This is a genomic window from Pseudaquabacterium terrae (assembly GCF_013266755.1).
In the GTDB taxonomy this organism is placed as follows: domain Bacteria; phylum Pseudomonadota; class Gammaproteobacteria; order Burkholderiales; family Burkholderiaceae_C; genus Pseudaquabacterium; species Pseudaquabacterium terrae.
Genome location: NZ_JABRWJ010000004.1, coordinates 544,633 through 562,687 on the forward strand (window position 1 = coordinate 544,633; position 18,055 = coordinate 562,687).

14 protein-coding genes are annotated in these 18,055 nt (G+C 68.6%); 6 read left to right on the forward strand and 8 right to left on the reverse strand.

All coding sequences use genetic code 11. The annotated features are described in order from the left end of the window. Positions 1-136: 136 nt before the first annotated feature. From malG to HLB44_RS15175, 4 genes are all read right to left on the reverse strand, one after another. Positions 137-1,027 carry a maltose ABC transporter permease MalG gene (gene malG / locus HLB44_RS15160; protein ID WP_173123877.1) on the reverse strand — a complete coding sequence of 297 codons (891 nt, stop codon included), beginning with the start codon at positions 1,025-1,027 and terminating at the stop codon, positions 137-139. 80 nt (positions 1,028-1,107) lie between these two features. After that, on the reverse strand, positions 1,108-2,610 hold the full coding sequence (gene malF / locus HLB44_RS15165) for a maltose ABC transporter permease MalF (protein ID WP_246312267.1): 1,503 nt from the start codon (positions 2,608-2,610) through the stop codon (positions 1,108-1,110). A 2-nt stretch (positions 2,611-2,612) separates the two neighbouring features. Beyond that, on the reverse strand, positions 2,613-3,788 hold the full coding sequence (gene malE, locus HLB44_RS15170; RefSeq protein WP_173123881.1) for a maltose/maltodextrin ABC transporter substrate-binding protein MalE: 1,176 nt from the start codon (positions 3,786-3,788) through the stop codon (positions 2,613-2,615). Next, complete coding sequence (locus HLB44_RS15175) at positions 3,788-4,906, reverse strand: sn-glycerol-3-phosphate ABC transporter ATP-binding protein UgpC (RefSeq protein ID WP_173123883.1); 1,119 nt, start codon at positions 4,904-4,906, stop codon at positions 3,788-3,790. The genes malE and HLB44_RS15175 overlap by 1 nt, the downstream gene beginning before the upstream one ends. A gap of 306 nt (positions 4,907-5,212) precedes the next feature. Between HLB44_RS15175 and glgB the strand changes: the two genes are divergently transcribed. From glgB to HLB44_RS15195, 4 genes are all read left to right on the forward strand, one after another. Next, positions 5,213-7,402 carry a 1,4-alpha-glucan branching protein GlgB gene (gene glgB / locus HLB44_RS15180; RefSeq protein WP_173123885.1) on the forward strand — a complete coding sequence of 730 codons (2,190 nt, stop codon included), beginning with the start codon at positions 5,213-5,215 and terminating at the stop codon, positions 7,400-7,402. A gap of 362 nt (positions 7,403-7,764) precedes the next feature. Then, positions 7,765-9,879 carry a glycogen debranching protein GlgX gene (gene glgX, locus HLB44_RS15185; RefSeq protein WP_173123887.1) on the forward strand — a complete coding sequence of 705 codons (2,115 nt, stop codon included), beginning with the start codon at positions 7,765-7,767 and terminating at the stop codon, positions 9,877-9,879. 33 nt (positions 9,880-9,912) lie between these two features. After that, entirely contained in the window at positions 9,913-11,460 is a 1,548-nt protein-coding gene (gene malQ, locus HLB44_RS15190; RefSeq protein ID WP_173123889.1) for a 4-alpha-glucanotransferase, read from the forward strand. 20 nt (positions 11,461-11,480) lie between these two features. After that, positions 11,481-13,328 (forward strand): glycoside hydrolase family 13 protein, encoded by a 1,848-nt coding sequence (locus tag HLB44_RS15195; RefSeq protein ID WP_173123891.1) that lies wholly within the window; start codon positions 11,481-11,483, stop codon positions 13,326-13,328. 6 nt (positions 13,329-13,334) lie between these two features. On the opposite strand, the gene HLB44_RS15200 is transcribed toward HLB44_RS15195, so the two are convergent. The 4 genes from HLB44_RS15200 to HLB44_RS15215 form a co-directional block, all read right to left on the reverse strand. Continuing rightward, positions 13,335-13,793, reverse strand: a complete 459-nt coding sequence (locus tag HLB44_RS15200) for a GNAT family N-acetyltransferase (RefSeq protein ID WP_173123893.1) — start codon at positions 13,791-13,793, stop codon at positions 13,335-13,337. 69 nt (positions 13,794-13,862) lie between these two features. After that, positions 13,863-14,738, reverse strand: coding sequence for an AraC family transcriptional regulator (locus HLB44_RS15205; protein ID WP_173123895.1), 876 nt, complete (start codon positions 14,736-14,738; stop codon positions 13,863-13,865). Continuing rightward, positions 14,722-15,168, reverse strand: a complete 447-nt coding sequence (locus HLB44_RS15210; RefSeq protein ID WP_173123897.1) for a GyrI-like domain-containing protein — start codon at positions 15,166-15,168, stop codon at positions 14,722-14,724. The genes HLB44_RS15205 and HLB44_RS15210 overlap by 17 nt, the downstream gene beginning before the upstream one ends. Positions 15,169-15,242: 74 nt before the next feature. After that, entirely contained in the window at positions 15,243-16,016 is a 774-nt protein-coding gene (locus tag HLB44_RS15215; RefSeq protein WP_173123899.1) for a class I SAM-dependent methyltransferase, read from the reverse strand. Between the two features lie 106 nt (positions 16,017-16,122). Between HLB44_RS15215 and HLB44_RS15220 the strand changes: the two genes are divergently transcribed. Then, positions 16,123-17,430, forward strand: coding sequence for an alpha/beta hydrolase family protein (locus HLB44_RS15220; RefSeq protein ID WP_217283662.1), 1,308 nt, complete (start codon positions 16,123-16,125; stop codon positions 17,428-17,430). Positions 17,431-17,432: 2 nt separating this feature from the next. Continuing rightward, positions 17,433-18,050 (forward strand): YdeI/OmpD-associated family protein, encoded by a 618-nt coding sequence (locus tag HLB44_RS15225; protein ID WP_173123901.1) that lies wholly within the window; start codon positions 17,433-17,435, stop codon positions 18,048-18,050. Positions 18,051-18,055: the final 5 nt, after the last annotated feature.

The following is an 18,055-nucleotide window of genomic DNA, read 5'->3' on the forward strand; positions in this document are numbered from 1 at the left end:
GCGGACCCGCGTGGGCACTGCCAGCGCCGATGTGCAGCGGCCGATCAGGCCGCTGCCGTAACCGGTCGAAACGTGATATTTGGTACGCGCGTAGGCGCGCGTCTTACCACCGCTCAGCGCGTCGGGCTGCCGCGGATCACCCCTTGACCCCACCCGAGGTCAGGCCCGAGACGATCCAGCGTTGTGCGGCGAGGAACACCAGCGTGATCGGCAAGCCCGACAGCACGGCCGCCGCCGCGAAATCGCCCCACAGGTACTTCTGGTCGTAGAGGTAGAACTTCGAGCCGACCGCCAGCGTCAGGTTCGGCTCCTCGCGCAGCAGCACCGAGGCGACCGGGTATTCGATGATCGTGCCGATGAAGGCCAATACGAAGACCACCATCAGGATCGGCACGGCCATCGGCAGCAGCACGTGCCGGAACGCCTGCCAGTGCGTGGCGCCGTCGACCTTCGCGTTCTCCTCGATCTCGGTCGGGATCGTCTCGAAGTAGCCCTTGATGGTCCAGATGTGCATCGCGACGCCGCCCAGGTAGGCGACGATCAGGCCGGCATGCGTCTCGATGCCCAGCCACGGCACGTACTGGCCGATGCCTTCGAAGATCGCGTAGATCGCGACCAGCGCCACGGCGACCGGGAACATCTGCAGCAGCAGCATGCTGTTCAGCAGCGGCGTCTTGAACTTGAAGCGCATGCGCGCAAAGGCATAGGCGGCGGTCGTCGAGATCGCGACGATCAGGAAGGCGGCGATCGTCGCCACCTTGATCGAATTCCACAGCCATAGCAGCACCGGGAAGGGCGGATCGATGCGCACGCCGTCCTTCGTGACGTGGGCAATGCCGAGCGCCAGCTTCCAGTGCTCGAAGCTGATCTCGGTCGGGATCAGCGAGCCGTGGGCGAAATTGCCCGGTCGCAATGAAATCGAGATCACCGCGAGCAAAGGGAACAGCGTGACGCCGATCAGCAGCCACAGCCCGATGTGTGCGCCGATGATGCGCCAGCGCTGGCTCTTGCCGGTGACGATGGCCATGTCAGTGCCGCCCGGCCGCCCGAAGGCACTGACGCGCCCCCACGGGGGGCAGCGAACAACGTGAGCGTGGGGGCCTCATTTCAGTCCTTCGACTTCGTCAATTTGAGGTTCAGCAGCGACATCAACGCCACCATGAAGAAGATCAGCGTGGAGATCGCTGCGGCCAGGCCGAAATTCGCACCCGCATCGGTGAATGCGATGCGATAGGTGTACGACACCAGGATGTCGGTCGTGCCCGCCGGCAGCTTGGTATTGAGGTAATCGGGCCGGCCGTCCGTCAACAACGCAATCAACACGAAGTTGTTGAAGTTGAATGCAAAGGCCGAGATCAGCAGCGGCGTCAGCGGCCGCACGATCAGCGGCGCGGTGATGCGGAAGAAGTTGGTCAGCGGCTTGGCGCCGGCGATCGCCGAGGCTTCGTACAGGTCGGCCGGAATCGATTTGATCAGGCCGGTGCACAACACCATGATGTACGGGTAGCCGAGCCAGGTGTTGACGATCAGGATCATCGTGCGGGCGAGCAGCGGGTCGGCGAACCAGTCGGGCCGAATGCCGAACACCGCGTCGAGGATGGCGTTGATCTCGCCGAAGTTCTGGTTGAACAAGCCCTTGAAGACGAGGATCGAGATGAAGCCGGGTATCGCGTAGGGCAGGAACAGCAGCGTGCGGTACAGCGTGCGAAAGCGAAGCGCCTCCCAGTTCAGCAGCACCGCCAGCGTCATGCCGATCAGCGTCGTGAACAGCACCGTCAGGCCGGCCAGCATCACGGTCCAGATGAAGATCGAGACGAAGGGACCGCGGAAGTCGGCATCGAGCAGCATCCGCGTGTAGTTGCTGAAGCCGACGCCGACCTGGAAGCCCGGTTGCAGCCGATTGCCCGCCCCGTCCTCGAAGAAGCCGGTGTCGCGGTTCGGGCGGTAGACGTTGCCGGCCGCGCGCTCGGACAACGAGCCGTCGCTGCCGGCCTGCCATTGCGGATGGAAGGGGGCGAATTCGCGCACGCCGGCGTAATGAAGAAGCGTGCCGTCCGGCAGCGTGAGCTTCAGCGCCATCAGCGCGTCGCGCTGGCGCAGCAGCTCGCGCAGCGGCAAGGCGGCCGAAGGCGAGGGGGCATCGGCCGCCAGCGGCTGCAGCGCCACCGGCTTGTCGATGCTGACCTTCAAAGTGAGCGGCTGAGAGATGAATCGCTGCTCGCGCTGCTGCAGCAGCAGGCGGAATGCCTCACCTTCGGAATGCAGCGTGTAGTCGTAGGTCTTCGCCTCGTCGAAGCGGCCCTGCTCCAGCAGATAGGCACGCGAGCGCGCTTCGGTCAGCAGATGGGTCGACGAGTAGTTCGTGAAGCCGATCTGCATCGTGTAGAGCAGCGGAAAGGCGACGAACAGCAGCATGCCGGCGACGCCGGGAAACAGGTAGCGGCCGGCCAGCGTGCGCGCCGAGGCATAGACGTAGAGCGCGCTGCCGCCGAGCGCCAGCACGCCGACCGCCCACATCGGCTGGCCGGCGGCGAGCATGCTGAAGGCCAGCCACAGCAACACCAATGTCAGCAGGCCGACGACGAGCGATTTGATGATGCGGCGCTGCATGGTCATTTCACCTGCATGCGCGCGGCCGCACCATCGAGCGCCTCTTTGGGCGACTGCCGGCCATTGGTGATGGCTTCGAGCGCCGCATCCATTGCCGGAAAGAAGCGCTGCGTCTCCGGGATGTTCGGAATCGGCTCGCCGCGGCGCGCGTTTTCCATCGTCGCGCGGATGTTCGGGTCGGCCGACAACTCGGCGAAGTAGGCCTTGTTCGCCGGCGTGCCCAGCGGCACGTCGGCGGAGATGGTCTTCAGGTGCTCGACCTTCAGCACGTACTCTTCGAGGAACAGGCGCGCCAGGTCCTTGACCTTGCTCGGCGCGGCGATCATGCAGCCGAGCACGCCGACGAAAGGCTTGGCCGGATGGCCGCCGACCGACGGGATCGGCGCGACGCCGAACTGAATGCCCGCCTTGCGCGGGTTGTCCCAGCCCCAGGGGCCGCTGATCATCATCGCCACCTGGCCGCGCGCGAACTGCGTTTCCATCTCCGCATATCGCGCGCCACGCGGCATGTGGCCGCCTTCGATCAGCTTCGCCAGCATCTGCGCGCCGGCCAGCGCGCCGGGGGCGTTGACGCCGACGGTCTTCGGGTCGTAGTCGCCTTGCGGCGTGCGGCCGAAGATATAGCCGCCGCCGGCCGCGAGCATCGGCCAGCTGAAGAAGGACTTGTTGTAGTCCCACAGGATCGCGTGCTTGCCGTCTTTCGCGAGCTGCTTGTCGAGGGCGATCACTTCTTCGAAGCTCGCCGGCGGCGTCTTGACCAGCGCTTTGTTGTAGACCAGCCCGATCGCCTCGATCGCCAGCGGATAGCCCCAGACCTGGCCGCGGTAGGTGAAGGCGGCCCAGGCCGACTCCTCGATCTGCTCGCGCACGGTCTTCGGCGCGGTGACCGGCACGATCAGCCCGGACTTGGCCCATTCGCCGGCGCGGTCGTGCGGCCAGCAGAAGATGTCCGGCCCCTTGCCGGCGCCCGCGGCGGCCTGGAACTTGTCGGGCGCGCCTTCGGGATGCTGCACGACAACCTGCACGCCGCTGTCGCGCGTGAAGATGTCGCCGACCTTCTGCAGGCCGTTGTAGCCTTTGTCGCCGTTGATCCAGACCAGCAGCTTCAGCGGCGCGGCCGCGGCGCTGGTCGCGAGCAGTCCGGCCGCGAGGGCGGCGGCGAAACGCTTGCCGCCCATCAAGCGGCCTCTTGCCGCGCCGGCGCCGCCAGCCGATGGAACGCCTGCCCCTGGGCATCGAAGAGGTAGCACCACTCGGGCGGCACGCCGAGCGTCAGCGCCTGGCCGCTCCGGATCGGCGTGCGGCCGTCGAGCTGGCAGGTCAGCGGCTCTTCCGTGCCCGGGTAGTCGCAGTAGGCCTGCGTGCTGCTGCCCAGCGCCTCGACGAAGGTGACATGGGCGTGCAGCGGGTTGGCGCGCTCGGCGCTGGTCGTGAAGTGCTCCGGCCGCACGCCGAGCGTCACCGGCGCGCCCGGCTGCGCTCGCGCGGCATCCACGGCACAGTGCATCACGTCGCCGTTGGTCAGTCGCACCTCGGCGCCGCGCGCGTCGCCGCGCAGCAGCTCGCCGCGCAGGAAGTTCATCTTCGGCGAGCCGATGAAGCCGGCGACGAACAGGTTGTCCGGCTGCTCGTACAGCTGCAGCGGCGAGCCGATCTGCTCGATGCGCCCGGCCGACAGCACGACGATGCGGTCGGCCAGCGTCATCGCCTCGACCTGGTCGTGGGTGACGTAGACCATCGTCGTCTTCAGCTCCTCGTGGAGCTTGGCGAACTCGTAGCGCATCTTCACGCGCAGCGCGGCATCCAGGTTCGACAGCGGCTCATCGAACAGGAAGACTTCCGGCTTGCGCACGATCGCGCGGCCGATCGCCACGCGCTGGCGCTGGCCGCCGGACAGCGCCTTCGGCTTGCGGTCGAGCAGATGGTCGATGTGCAGGATCTTCGCGGCCTGCTCGACCGAGCGCTTGATCTCCTGCTTCGGCACCTTGGCCAACTGCAGCCCGAACGCCATGTTGTCGAACAGGTTCATGTGCGGGTACAGCGCGTAGGACTGGAAGACCATCGCGATGCCGCGCTCGGCCGGCGGCACGTCGTTGACCACGCGGCCGCCGATCGCCAGCGTGCCGCCGGTGATGTCCTCCAGCCCGGCGATCGTGCGCAGCAGCGTCGACTTGCCGCACCCCGACGGGCCGACGAAGACCATGAACTCGCCGTCCTTCACGTGCAGATCGATGTCACGCAGGACCTGCACCTCGCCATAGGCCTTCTGAACCTGGACCAGCTTGACGTCTGCCACCTCGGAACCTCCTCGATGTAGATAATATACAGACGAAACGTCGGCGTTTCCATCTGGATCCGCAATGAGATTCGGGTTACAAAGTCAATAAAAACAACTAGTTATGAGTCAATTGGTGAAATCCAGATGTAGCGCAACTACATATGTTGTCCCATCTCTGGCGATACTGCGTGCAGTGCATCGAACCGGGGCCGCTCGTGATCGTCATCCTGCGCCAATCAGCATGGCCGCCGCGTCGGGCGCACGGCCCGTTCAGCGTCGACCGTACCATCTGACCCTCCTCCATCGACCGGATCGGCGCGCAGCATGCTCAGCGATCACGAGGTGAATGCCCTGGTGGCCGCGCGCCACCCGGATCCGTTCGCCGTGCTCGGGCTGCATGCCGATGGACGCCGCGGCCTGGTGCTGCGCGCGCTGCTGCCGCAGGCGGCCGAGGTGGTGGTGCTCGATGCCGCCAGCGGCCAGCCGGTGGCCGCACTGCAGCGCAGCCATCCCGACGGCCTGTGGCTGGCCACGCTGCCGGGCCGCCGCGAGCGCTTCGACTACCGGCTGCGCGTGCGCTGGTCCGACGGCAGCGAAGGCCACTACGCCGATGCCTACGCGTACGGGCCGCTGCTGACCGATGCCGACCTGCACTACCTCGGCGAGGGCAAGCACCTGCGGCCGTACGAGGTGCTGGGCGCGCATCCGATGACGCTGGGCGAAGGCGTGCATGCGGTCAGCGGCGTGCGCTTCGCGGTCTGGGCACCGAACGGCCGGCGCATCAGCGTCGTCGGCGACTTCAACGGCTGGGACGGGCGGCGCCACGTGATGCGATCGCGCGGCGGCTCGGGCATCTGGGAGATCTTCGTGCCGCATGCGCACGAAGGGGACCGGTACAAGTTCGAGATCGTGGACCGGCAAGGACATCTGCTGCCGCTGAAGTGCGACCCCTTCGCACACGCCGCGCAGCTGCGGCCAGAGACTGCCAGCCAGGTCGCCGCGCTGCCACCCGCGAAGCCGCTGCCGCCCGGCCGCGCCGAGGCCAATGCGCGGACCGCGCCGCTGTCGATCTACGAGGTGCACCTCGGCTCGTGGCGCCGCCATCCGGACGGCCGTTTCCACGACTGGGACACGCTGGCCGCGGCGCTGCCGGCGTATGTGGCGGAGCAGGGCTTCACGCACATCGAGCTGATGCCGATCACCGAGCATCCGTTCGATGGCTCGTGGGGCTACCAGACGCTGGGCCTCTTCGCGCCGACCTCGCGCTTCGGCGGGCCGGCCGGCTTCGAGCGCTTCGTCGCCGCCTGCCACGCGCAAGGCGTCGGCGTGCTGCTCGACTGGGTGCCGGCGCATTTCCCGAGCGACGAGCACGGCCTGGCGCAATTCGACGGCACGCCGCTCTATGAGTACGCCGACCCGCGCGAAGGCCTGCACCAGGACTGGGACACGCTGATCTACAACTTCGGCCGCCACGAGGTGCGCAATTTCCTGATCGGCAGCGCGCTGTACTGGATCGAGCGCTTCGGCGTCGACGGCCTGCGCGTCGACGCGGTGGCCTCGATGCTCTACCGCGACTACAGCCGCGAGCACGGCGAATGGGTGCCGAACGTGCACGGCGGACGCGAGAACCTCGAAGCGATTGCGCTGCTGAAGCGCAGCAACGAAGTGATCGGCGCCGAATGCCCGGGCGCGATCACGTTGGCCGAGGAATCGACGGCGTTTCCCGGCGTCTCGGCACCGACCTTCGCCGGCGGCCTCGGCTTCCACTACAAGTGGAACATGGGCTGGATGCACGACACGCTGAAGTACATGGCCGAAGATCCGCTGCACCGGCGCTGGCACCACGACAAGATGCGCTTCGGCCTGATCTACGCGTTCAGCGAGAACTTCGTGCTGCCGCTGTCGCACGACGAGGTGGTGCACGGCAAGGGCTCGATGCTCGGCCGCATGCCGGGCGACGAGTGGCAGCAGTTCGCGAACCTGCGCGCCTACTACGGCTTCATGTGGGGCCACCCTGGCAAGAAGCTGCTGTTCATGGGCCAGGAGTTCGCGCAGCGCAGCGAATGGAACCACGACCTCGAGCTGCCGTGGGGGTTGCTGGGCGACCAGCGCCACGCCGGCGTGCAGCGACTGGTGCGCGACCTGAACCGGCTGTATCGCGAGCAGCCGGCGCTGCACCGCTTCGACCACGATGCGGCCGGCTTCGAATGGATTGCCGTGGACGAGGCCGAGACCTCCGTCTTCGCCTGGTTGCGGCGCGACGATGCCGGCAACATCGCGCTGGTGGTCTGCAACTTCACACCGGTACCGCGCGAAGGCTACCGGCTCGGCGTGCCGGCCGGCATCGGCCAATGGCGCGAGGCGCTGAACACGGATTCGGCCTGGTACGGCGGCAGCAACGTCGGCAATGGCTTGCATTCACTGCGCACCGATGGCCAGGCGGCCCATGGCCGCTCGCAATCGGTGCTATTGACCTTGCCGCCGCTGGCGACCTTGATCTTGTTGCCTGCCTGAGATGAAGCATCCCGAAATACACGACAGGTTGGAGCGGCAAAGCCGGGCGCGGGCTGCGCGGCCCGGGCGAGATGGCGGTCGGCCCTGGGGGGCCGACTACCCTGCGCTGCTCGCGGACGCGGGATGGGCGGACAACTCGGCCCCGAGTACAGGGCCTCAGACACGTCCGCCCAGCTCCCTGCGGTCGCCGACCCGCGCCCGCTGCGCTGCTCGGCGCTCATCTCTGAATGCCCGGGCCGCTCAGCCCGCACCCGGCTTTGCAGAACCAATGAGGTTTGCGGAGGCAGTGGAGACCGAGGCATGCGCCCGGTGTGCCCGCCGCCGGCTTTGCCGCTCCGACCGTCGCAAGCCAAACCCCTGACATGACCGTCTTCAAACTGCCCGATGCGATTCAGCCCGGCCGCGCCGAGCCGATGGGCTCGCTCGCCCGTGACGGCGGCGTCAACTTCGCCGTGTTCTCCGAGCACGCGCAGCGCATCGAGCTGTGTGTCTTCGACGTCGACGGCGTGCGCGAGCTGCGCCGCTACGAGTTGGGCGGCCCGCACGACGGCGTGTTCCACGGCTTCCTGCCCGGCGTCGGGCCGGGGCTGGTCTATGGGCTGCGCGCGCACGGGCCGTACCAGCCCGAGGCCGGCCACCGCTTCAACCGCGCCAAGCTGCTGCTCGATCCGTGTGCGCGCGAGATCGTGGGCCGCCTGGCCTGGGCGCCGGAGCTGCACGGCTACACGCTCGGCCATCCCGACGGCACGCGTTCGCTCGATGCGCGCGACAGCGCGCCGGCGATGCTGAAAGCACGCGTCGCGCCGCCGCCCGTCGAAGCGCCGGGCTGCTTCAATGCGCCGCGCGTCGCGCCGGTGGACATGGTGCTGTACGAGGTGCACGTCAAGGGCTTCACGCAGCAGCACCCGGAGATACCACCCGAATTACGCGGCACCTATGCCGGCCTGGCGCATCCGGCGGCGATCGCGCATTTCAAGGCGCTCGGCGTCACGACGTTGTCGCTGCTGCCGGTGCACTACCACCTCGACGAGCCGGCGCTGGTGGCGCGCGGGCTGGTCAACTACTGGGGCTACAACACGATCGGCTTCTGCTGCCCCGATCCACGCTTCGCGCAGGCGCCGCACGACCCGACCGCGGTCAACCGCGAGTTCCGCGGCATGGTCGCCGCACTGCACGACGCCGGCCTCGAAGTCGTGCTCGATGTCGTCTACAACCACACGCCCGAGGGCGACGAGACCGGCACCACGCTGAGCTTTCGCGGCCTCGACAACGCCGCCTGGTACCGCCTGGCGCCCGACGACAGGAGCCGCTGCGAGAACCTGACCGGCTGCGGCAACACTGTCAACGTCGCGCATCCGCGCGTCGCGCAGTTCGTGCTCGATTCGCTGCGCTGCTGGGTGCACGAGTTCGGCGTCGACGGCTTCCGCTTCGACCTGGCGCCGGTGCTCGGCCGCACCCGCCATGGCTTCGATCCGCACGCCGGCTTCTTCACCGCGCTGCGCCAGGACCCGGTGCTGGCGCGTGCGCACCTGATCGCCGAGCCCTGGGACGCGGCCTACGACGGTTATCAGGTCGGCCGCTTCCCGGGCCGCTTCATGGAGTGGAACGACAAGTTCCGCGACAGCGTGCGCCGCTACTGGCTCGGCGGCGCGGTCGGCCGCGGCGAGCTGGCGCGGCGCTTCACCGCGTCGAGCGACCTGTTCCACCACGGCGCGCGCCGGCCCAGCGCATCGATCAACTACATCGCCGTGCACGATGGCTTCACGCTCGCCGACATCACGAGCTATTCGACCAAGCACAACCTCGCCAACGGCGAAGGCAACCGCGACGGCCGCGACGGGGAGCCTTGCGCGAACTTCGGCGTCGAAGGGCCGAGCGACGACTTGGGCGTCATCGCGACGCGAGCACGCGTGCGCCGCGCGATGATGGCCACGCTCCTGCTGGCGCAGGGCACGCCGATGCTGTGTGCCGGCGACGAGATCGGCAACAGCCAGCAGGGCAACAACAACGCCTATTGCCAGGACTCGCCGCTGACCTGGCTCGACTGGACCGAGGCCGAGCGCGGCATGCAGGCCTTCGTCGGCGAGCTGCTCGCGCTGCGGCGGCAGGAACCGGCGCTGCACCACGACCGCTGGTTCCGCGCCCCGCCGGCCGCGCGCGGCGAGCGCAGCCTGGCCTGGCTGACGCCGGGCGGGCGCGAGATGAACGTCGCCGATTGGCACGACACCGCGCACCCGGCCTTCGCCTGCCAGATCCTGACCTCGCCGATGGACCCGATCGGTCCCACCGGCAGCGCGCGGCTGCTGCTGGCCTTCAATCCCGAGCCGCGGCCGCAGCCCTTTGCCTTGCCGTCGGGGCTGTGGCAGGTGGCGATCGATTCCAGCGGTGAGCTGCCGAGCGGCAGCGACCTGCCGGCCGTGGCCATCGTCACCGTGCCGGCCCGGGCCTTGCTCGTGTTGCGCAGCAACGGCCATTGATCAACGACGAGACCCCACGAGGGCGAGCATCGAATGAACCTGCATCAACGCGCGGCCGGTGTGCTGCTGCACCCCACCTCGCTGCCCGGACCGCACGGCATCGGCGATTTCGGGCCCGAGGCGCGGCATTTCGTCGATTGGCTGGCGAGCGCCGGCCAGTCGCTGTGGCAATGGCTGCCGGTGGCGCCGATCGGCCCGGGCAACTCGCCGTACCAGAGCGTCTCGGCCTTTGCCGGCAGCCCGCTGATGGTGGCGCTGGAGCCGCTGGTCGAACGGGGATGGTTGTCTGCGCCGATGTTGCCGGCGAGTGGTTTTGAAGCCCACGAGGTCGATTTCTGCCACGTCGTGCCGTGGCGGCTGCAGCAGCTGCGCGCCGCGGCGCATGGCTTCTTCACCCGCGCCGAGGACGACGATCGCCTGGGCTTCGCGGCGTATTGCGATGCCCAGGCCTATTGGCTCGACGACTACGCGCTCTTCATGGCGCTGGAGACCGCGCACGGCGGCCGGCCGTGGTGGGAGTGGGATGCGCAGCTGAAGCAGCGCTATCCGGAAGCACTGACGGCGGCGCGCACGACGCAGGCGGCGGAGATCCGCTTCTGGCAGTTCGTGCAATGGTGCTTCGACGAACAGGCCGCGTCCTTGAAGCGCTATGCGAACGAACGCGGCGTGCACATCATGGGCGACCTGCCGATCTTCGTCGCCCACCACAGTGCCGATTGCTGGGCACGGCCGGACCTGTACGAGCTGGATGCGGCGTACCAGCCGACGGTGGTGGCCGGCGTGCCGCCCGATGAGCTCGGGCCGCTGGGCCAGCGCTGGGGCAATCCGCTGTACCGCTGGGACAGAATGGCCGCCGAGGACTGGGCCTGGTGGACCGCGCGGGTGCACCGTGCGCTCGACCATGCCGACGTGTTTCGCATCGACCACTTCCGCGGCTTCGCTGGTTATTACGAGATCCCGGCCGACAGCCCGACGGCGCAGCAGGGCCGCTGGCGGCCGGGGCCCGGCCAGTCGCTGTTCGACGCGATCCAGCGCCGCCTGGGCGAGCTGCCGATCGTTGCCGAGGACTTGGGCTACATCACGCCCGACGTCGTCGCCCTGCGCGACGGCTGCGACTTCCCCGGCATGAAGATCCTGCAGTTCGCCTTCGGCGGCAATCCGGCGCACGAATTCCTGCCGCACAACTACCCGCGCCACTGCGTCGTCTACACCGGCACGCACGACAACGACACGGTGCACGGCTGGTGGGCGCAAGCCAAGCCGCACGAGCGCGACTTCGCCGGCAGCTACCTCGCCTGCAGCAGCGCCGACGTGCACTGGGCGATGATCCGCGCCGCGCACAACTCGGTGGCCGACATCTCGGTATGCCCGCTCCAGGACGTGCTCGGCCTCGGCAGCGAGCACCGCATGAACACGCCCGGCACGATGGGCGACGCCAACTGGTCCTGGCGCTTCGGCTGGGACATGGTCGGCGCCGAGCCGGGTCGCGTGCTGCGGCTGATCACGTCGACCAGCGGCCGCATCCCGAGCGAAGCCACGCCGCAGGAGCCGCCCGCGGTCGACTACTTCCCGCTGCCCTGACGGCATCAACCCGGAACCCCATGCGCCACGTCCTGACGCTGTTGCTGCTGCTGTGCTCGATCGGCGCTCGCGCCGCCGCGCCGGTGGTCGAACGCATCGACCCGCCGTTCTGGTGGGCCGGCATGAAGAACCCGCGGCTGCAGCTGATGCTGTACGGCCCGCGCATCGCCGACGCGAAGGCGCAGCTGCGCGCGCCGGGTGTGCAGCTGATCGGCCAGCGCCGCGGCGACAGCCCGAACGTGCTGTTCGTCGAGCTGCAGCTGGCGCCGGGCGTCAAGTCAGGCCGCTTCGATATCGTGTTATCAGATCGGGCCGGCACCGTGACTCGCCACGGCTACGAGCTGCGCGAACGCCGTGCCGGCTCGGGCGCACGCTCAGGCTTCAGCGCCCGCGACGTGATCCTGAACCTGGTGCCCGACCGCTTCGCCAACGGCGACCCGGCCAACGACGACGTGCCCGGCTACCCAGACCCGGCGAACCGCGCCGACCTGGGCGCCGGCCGCCACGGCGGCGACATCGCCGGCATCGTGCAGCACCTGGACTACATCGCGGGCCTGGGCTACACGATGCTCTGGCCGACGCCTCTGCTGGAGAACAAGCAGCCGAAATACTCGTACCACGGCTACGCGATCACCGACGGCTACAAGGTCGACCCGCGCTTCGGCAGCAACGACGACTATCGCCGCCTCGCACAGGCCGCGCGCGAGCGCGGCCTCGGCGTGATCCAGGACATCGTGCTGAATCACATCGGCTCCGGCCACCACTGGTTGGCCGACCTGCCGACCAAGGACTGGCTGACGATGGACGGCCGTTACGTGCCGACGCGCCATGCGCGCACCGCCGTCAGCGACCCGTATGCCGCGCCGTCGGACCGCGAGAACTTCATGCGCGGCTGGTTCATCGCCGACATGCCGGACCTGAACCAGCGCCAGCCGCTGCTCGCGACCTGGCTGATCCAGAACACGATCTGGTGGATCGAGTACGCCGAGCTGGCCGGCGTGCGCGCCGACACCTGGGGTTATTCGGACCGCGACTTCCTCGCCAAATGGACGAAGGCGGTGCTTGCCGAATATCCGAAGCTGAACATCGTCGGCGAGGAGTGGAGCGGCAATCCGGTCGTCGTCTCGTACTGGCAGCGCGGCAAGAAGAACCCGGACGGCTACGTCTCGCAGCTGCCGGCGCTGATGGACTTTCCGCTGCACTACGTGCTGCGGCGCGCGCTGGCGTCGGACGAAAGCTGGAACGGCGGCCTCAACGAGCTGTACGAGGGGCTGATCAACGACAAGCTCTATCCCGAGCCGCACAACATGGTGCTGTTCGAGGGCAACCACGACGTGCCGCGCCTGTTCAGCGTGTTCGACGAGGATGTCGCGCTGACCAAGATGGCGCTGGCCTACGTGCTGACGATGCGCGGCATCCCGCAGCTGTACTACGGCACCGAAGTGCTGATGACGAGCCCGAAGCAGCGCGACGATGGCGCGACGCGGCAGGACTTTCCCGGCGGCTGGGCCGGCGATGCGGTCAACGCGCGCACCGGCGCGGGCCTGAGCGAAGCGCAGCGCGAGGTGCAGGCCTTCGTACGCACGCTGATGAACTGGCGCAAGACCGCGGGCGTGATCCACACCGGCAAGCTGATGCACTACGCGCCGGAGAACGGCACCTATGCCTTCTTCCGCTATGACGGGTCGCGCAAGGTGATGGTGGTGTTCAACAAGAACAAGACCGAGACGGCGCTGGACACCCGGCGCTTCGCCGAGGTGCTGACAGGCCAGGTGAGCGGCAGCGATGTGATCAGCGGGCGCCGCTTCGATCTGGCGTCGAGCGTGACGCTGCCGCCGCGTTCGGTGCTGGTGCTCGAGCTGCGCTGACGATCTTCAGGCGGCGATCGGGCGGTTGTAGGCGATGAACACGGGGTCGCGCGTCCAGCCCAGCGATTCGTAGAGCGACTGCGCCGCCAGGTTGGTGCGCGCCGTCGTCAGGTCCATGCGCACCATGCCATCGGTGTGCGCCTGGCGCTCCGCCGCCAGCAGCAGCTGCCGGCCGGTGCCGGTCTTGCGGGCGTCGGGCATCACGAACAGGTCGGACAGGATGTAGACCGGTGCGGCGCTGATCGAGCAGAACGTGGGATAGAGCTGGCAGAAGCCGAGGCCGCGTCCTTGCGCGTCCTCGGCCAGGAGGAGCACCGATTCGCTCTTCCGCAAGCGCGCGGCGATGAAGGCACGTGCCGCGGCCCGGTCAGGCGCCTGTTCGTAGAACTGGCGATAGGCGTCGAACAGCGCGGCCAGCGTGTCCAGATCGGGCAGGGCGGCGCGGCGGAGGGTGATCGTGGTCATGCGCGAGACGATGGGACGGTGGGGCCGAAAGGGCGCGCATCGTAACGGCATCCCGGCCCGCGCCGAACGTCAATCGGGTTTCAGCGGCAGGCAGATGTCCGTCAGCAGGTCGGCCGGCGCGGTGTCGCGCGGATTGTTCAGGTACTCCTCGACCACCGGCGCATCGGCTGCGTCGTGGCCGGATTGCGGCAGCCAGGTGCCGAAGAGCCAGCGGTAGGCCGCGTTCATCGAGGCGTACGGCCCGCGGTGGCGCAGCACCGCATACGGACCGGCCGTCATGCGCGCGTGCTGCAGCGGCGCCGGCGGCGCATCCATCGGCACGCTGCCGGCGACACCGGCCTGCGAGCGCAGCGCGGCGGCTTCGACCGCGCTCGGGTCGTCGAGGTACAGCGCCAGCGAGCGCATGCCCGGGCGTAGCAGCCCACGCGCACCGAGGCAGCCGTACAGCAGATCGAAGGCCTGGCCGATCTGCATGTACGAGCCGCGGTGGTTCGCCACGACCAGCTCGAGCGCGGGCAGGTGACGAATGTCCACCTCGGCCGCGGAATGCCCGCCGTCGGCCTGCGCGATCGCCTGGCGGAAGGTCGCGTGGTCGCCGGCCGCGCGGTAACGCGCTGGCGGCAGGCGGTAGACCGACTTGAAGATGCGGGTGAACGATTGCAGGTTCGGATAGCCCGCGTGTCTTGCGATGCGCTCGACCGGCAGCGCGGTGTTCGCCAGCTCGCCGGCGGCGCGGTGCAGGCGCAGCCGCTTGACGGTGGCCGCCAGCGTCTCGCCGTAGATCGCGTGGTAGATGCGGTGCCAGTGGTACGGCGACAGGCAGGCCACGTCGGCCAGGCGCATCAGGTCCAGCGGTTCGTCGAGGCGCGCGTGCACGTGCTCGATCACGCGCTGCAGGCGCGCTTCGTAGCGTGCGAGCGAAGCCGGGTCAGCGCAGGCCGACATGGATGTGGATGCGGCCATCGGTGCGGTAGCGTTCATGGTCGCAAACATAACGCCTCGGCAAACCTTGCTGCTGCCAGATCGTGCGCCAGGTCTCGCCGACGCGCTCGGGATGCCCGCGCTCGACCTCGAACACGGCGCAGCGTACGGCCGGCACGTCGACCTGGATCAGGCCTTCGGGCGGCACGGCATCGGCGGTCACCGGCGCGCCGATGACGAAGGTGTACTCGCCGTCGTTGTCGCGGCCGGCATGCTCGAAGTGCGTGTACAGCGCGATGACGTCGTCGGACAGCTTGCCCGGAATGCGCGCCAGCAGTTCGTCGCGGTAGAAGCGCTGCCAGTGCGCGGGGATGGTTTCGAAGGCCTCGGCATTGGTCGTGCGCAGGGCCAAGCCGATCACGGTGAACGGTTCGCTGTGCTGGGTCTGGAACATCGGTGCTCCCGGTGGGTTGAACAGGTGCAGCGATCCTTTCACCAAGCCGTTTGACAAGTCTTGCGGAGTTGCGCTCAGCCGTTGGCGACGATCAGGCGCAGCGAGCCGTCGAACTCCGCCTGCGTGCGCAAGACGCCGTGGCGTGCATCCCAACGGCCGCTGCGCAGATCTTCGCCCAGCGAGCGTTCGAAGCGTTCGACGACGGCCGGCTCGACGAAGCTCCAGGCCGAGCAGGCGAGCCGCGCGGCACGGTCGAGCAGCATCTCGGGGCGGCCGTAGTAGGCCTCGCCGAAACCGTCGCTGCAATCGAGCGGGATCGGCACGTCCTCGACCCGCACCGCGCCGCCGAGGCCTTCGACCAGCGTCTCGATGCGCGGATAGCGGCGCGCTTCGACGGCCAGCGCCTCGGGCGCGTACTCGGCGAGCCAGAAGCGGTCCAGCGCGTCGGGGTCGCAGCTGAGCACGACCACCGGGCCACGCGTCACGCGCCGCAGCTCGGCCAGGCCGGCGCGCAGGTCGCGCCACTGGTGCACCGTGAAGCTGGCCATCGCGGCGTCGAACGTGCCGTCGGCGAACGGCAGCGCCTCGGCGACCGCATCGATCGCCGGCGGCAAGTGCCGCGGCCGCTGCGCGCGCATCGCGGCAGACGGCTCGACGGCGGTCAGCTGCAGATCGGTCGGCTCGTACGAACCGGCACCGGCGCCGACGTTCAACACCGTGCGCGCGCCGCCCAGCGCCTGGCGGATGCGCGCGGCGATGCGTGGTTCGGGGCGGCGGTAGCGCGCATATCCGTCGCCGATGCGGCCGTAATCGGCATCGCCGGCGCTGCCGTCGGTGTGGCGGGTCATGACCCGCATGCTAGTTCACCGCTGCCCGAGCATCGAGAACGCTATCACCATCATCATCGCCACCGGCGCAGCGGCCGCTAGCATGCGCTGAAGGAGAAGCAGCGGCATGCAGGTGAAATTCAGTGAACAGGGTAGTCGATCGAGGAAGGGGCGAATCGTCGCGCTGGCCTCGTCGATGTTGCTGGTCGGCGCCGCGATGGCGGGCCCCTGCCGTCCGGGCGTCTACAGCGACAGCGCAGACGCGTTCGTGGTGATCGGTGGGCCGGCGTCAAAACCTGCATCGGGGCAACGCTACCTGTTCCCTGATGGACGTCGCGGCGTGACAGGCACTGCGGGATCGCCGGTGGTCTGCGATGCCGACGTCGCGACGGTCACGCTGCCGGACGGGACGACGCGCCGATGGCCGCGTGGCGAGACCCGCGAGACGGACGCGACCTTCGTCAGCGCCGCCACCGAGCTGGTGGGGCGCCTGGTCGAGCCGGCGGGCGAGCCCGATCCGAAGCGACCGCTGGTGGTCATGGTGCACGGCTCGGAAAAGACGGCGGCCATCGGCAGCGTCTATGCCTACGCGCTGGTGGGGCAGGGCATCTCGGTCTTCGTCTACGACAAGCGCGGCACCGGCGCTTCCGGCGGCGACTACACGCAGAACTTCGAGCTGCTGGCCGACGATGCCGCGGCGGCGATCAGGCAGGCACGGCAGATGGCGGCGGGCAGCTTCGGCCGCGCGGGATTCTTCGGCGGCAGCCAGGGCGGCTGGGTCGCCCCGCTGGCCGCCACCCGCTCGCCGGCCGACTTCGTCGCCGTGGGCTTCGGCCTGGTCGTTTCCCCGATCGAGGAGGATCGCGAGCAATTGCTCGACGAGGCGAGGCAGATGAAGCTGGACGCCTCCGCCGTGAAGCAGGTGGAGCAATTGTCGCGAGCGACGGCGACGCTCGTGCGATCGCACTTCGCCCAGGGCCACGAAGCGCTCGCCCGCGTCCGGCGCGACATCGGCGAAGCCGCTTGGGGCCAGAAGATCAAGGGCGAACACAGCGGCGACATGCTGCGCATGAGCGAGGCCGACCTGCGGCGAGTCGGCCGGGCGCGATTCGACAACCTGGAGCTGATCTGGGATTACGACGCGTCGGCGACGCTGCAGCGGCTGAAGGTGCCGCTGCTGTGGGTGCTGGCCGGCGAGGACCGTGAAGCGCCGATCGCCGCGACGCGAGCGATCCTGTCGCGGCTGGTGGCGGCCGGCAAACCGGTGGACGCGTACACATTTCCGGAGACCGATCACGGCATGGTCGAGTTTCGGGTGAATGCGGATGGGTCGCGGACGGCGACGCGGATCACCGATGGGTATTTGCGGCTGCTGGGGGACTGGATGAAGGAGGGGGTTCGGGATGGCTATGGGCGTGGGGTAAAAGTGAGGTGACAATGCCCGCCGCCAAATCCACCCTCCAAGCCGACGCCGCCCCGAAGCTGTTCAAGAGCGCTAAAACCTTCGAGACCTGGCTGAAGAAGAACCACGCCACCTGCGATGGCCTCTGGCTCAAGATCGCGAAGCGGGGCGCCGACGAACCCAGCGTCACTTACCCCGAGGCGGTGGAAGTCGCACTCTGCTGGGGCTGGATCGACGGCCAGAAGAAGGGCCTCGACGACCAGCATTTCCTCCAACGCTTCACGCCGCGGCGCGCGCGCAGCGTCTGGTCGAAGATCAACGTCGACAAGGTCGCGGCGCTCATCGAGGCGGGTCGAATGCAGGCGCCGGGCTACGCGCAGATCGAGGCCGCCAAGGCTGACGGACGCTGGGCGCAGGCCTACGACGGCGCACGCACGTCCGCGGTGCCCGAGGACCTGCACGCTGCGCTGGAAGCCGAGCCGAGGGCCAAGGCCTTCTTTGCAACGATCAATGCGGCCAATCGCTACGCGGTACTGTGGCGCATCCAGACGGCCGTGAAAGCCGAGACGCGCGCCAGGCGCATCGCCCAGCTCGTGGAGATGCTCGCGCGCGGCGAGGTCATCCACATCTTCAAGCCCAGGGCCAAGGCATGAGGGCG

What these genes read in the sequence shown, in the direction of transcription:
- HLB44_RS15195 (WP_173123891.1), top strand. Translation starts at nt 11,481, where the DNA reads ATGCGCCACGTCCTGACGCTGTTGCTGCTGCTGTGCTCGATCGGCGCT.
- glgX (WP_173123887.1), top strand. Translation starts at nt 7,765, where the DNA reads ATGACCGTCTTCAAACTGCCCGATGCGATTCAGCCCGGCCGCGCCGAG.
- malF (WP_246312267.1), bottom strand. Translation starts at nt 2,610, where the DNA reads ATGCAGCGCCGCATCATCAAATCGCTCGTCGTCGGCCTGCTGACATTG.
- HLB44_RS15200 (WP_173123893.1), bottom strand. Translation starts at nt 13,793, where the DNA reads ATGACCACGATCACCCTCCGCCGCGCCGCCCTGCCCGATCTGGACACG.
- HLB44_RS15225 (WP_173123901.1), top strand. Translation starts at nt 17,433, where the DNA reads ATGCCCGCCGCCAAATCCACCCTCCAAGCCGACGCCGCCCCGAAGCTG.
- malQ (WP_173123889.1), top strand. Translation starts at nt 9,913, where the DNA reads ATGAACCTGCATCAACGCGCGGCCGGTGTGCTGCTGCACCCCACCTCG.
- glgB (WP_173123885.1), top strand. Translation starts at nt 5,213, where the DNA reads ATGCTCAGCGATCACGAGGTGAATGCCCTGGTGGCCGCGCGCCACCCG.
- HLB44_RS15215 (WP_173123899.1), bottom strand. Translation starts at nt 16,016, where the DNA reads ATGACCCGCCACACCGACGGCAGCGCCGGCGATGCCGATTACGGCCGC.
- HLB44_RS15220 (WP_217283662.1), top strand. Translation starts at nt 16,123, where the DNA reads ATGCAGGTGAAATTCAGTGAACAGGGTAGTCGATCGAGGAAGGGGCGA.
- malE (WP_173123881.1), bottom strand. Translation starts at nt 3,788, where the DNA reads ATGGGCGGCAAGCGTTTCGCCGCCGCCCTCGCGGCCGGACTGCTCGCG.
- HLB44_RS15210 (WP_173123897.1), bottom strand. Translation starts at nt 15,168, where the DNA reads ATGTTCCAGACCCAGCACAGCGAACCGTTCACCGTGATCGGCTTGGCC.
- malG (WP_173123877.1), bottom strand. Translation starts at nt 1,027, where the DNA reads ATGGCCATCGTCACCGGCAAGAGCCAGCGCTGGCGCATCATCGGCGCA.
- HLB44_RS15205 (WP_173123895.1), bottom strand. Translation starts at nt 14,738, where the DNA reads ATGTCGGCCTGCGCTGACCCGGCTTCGCTCGCACGCTACGAAGCGCGC.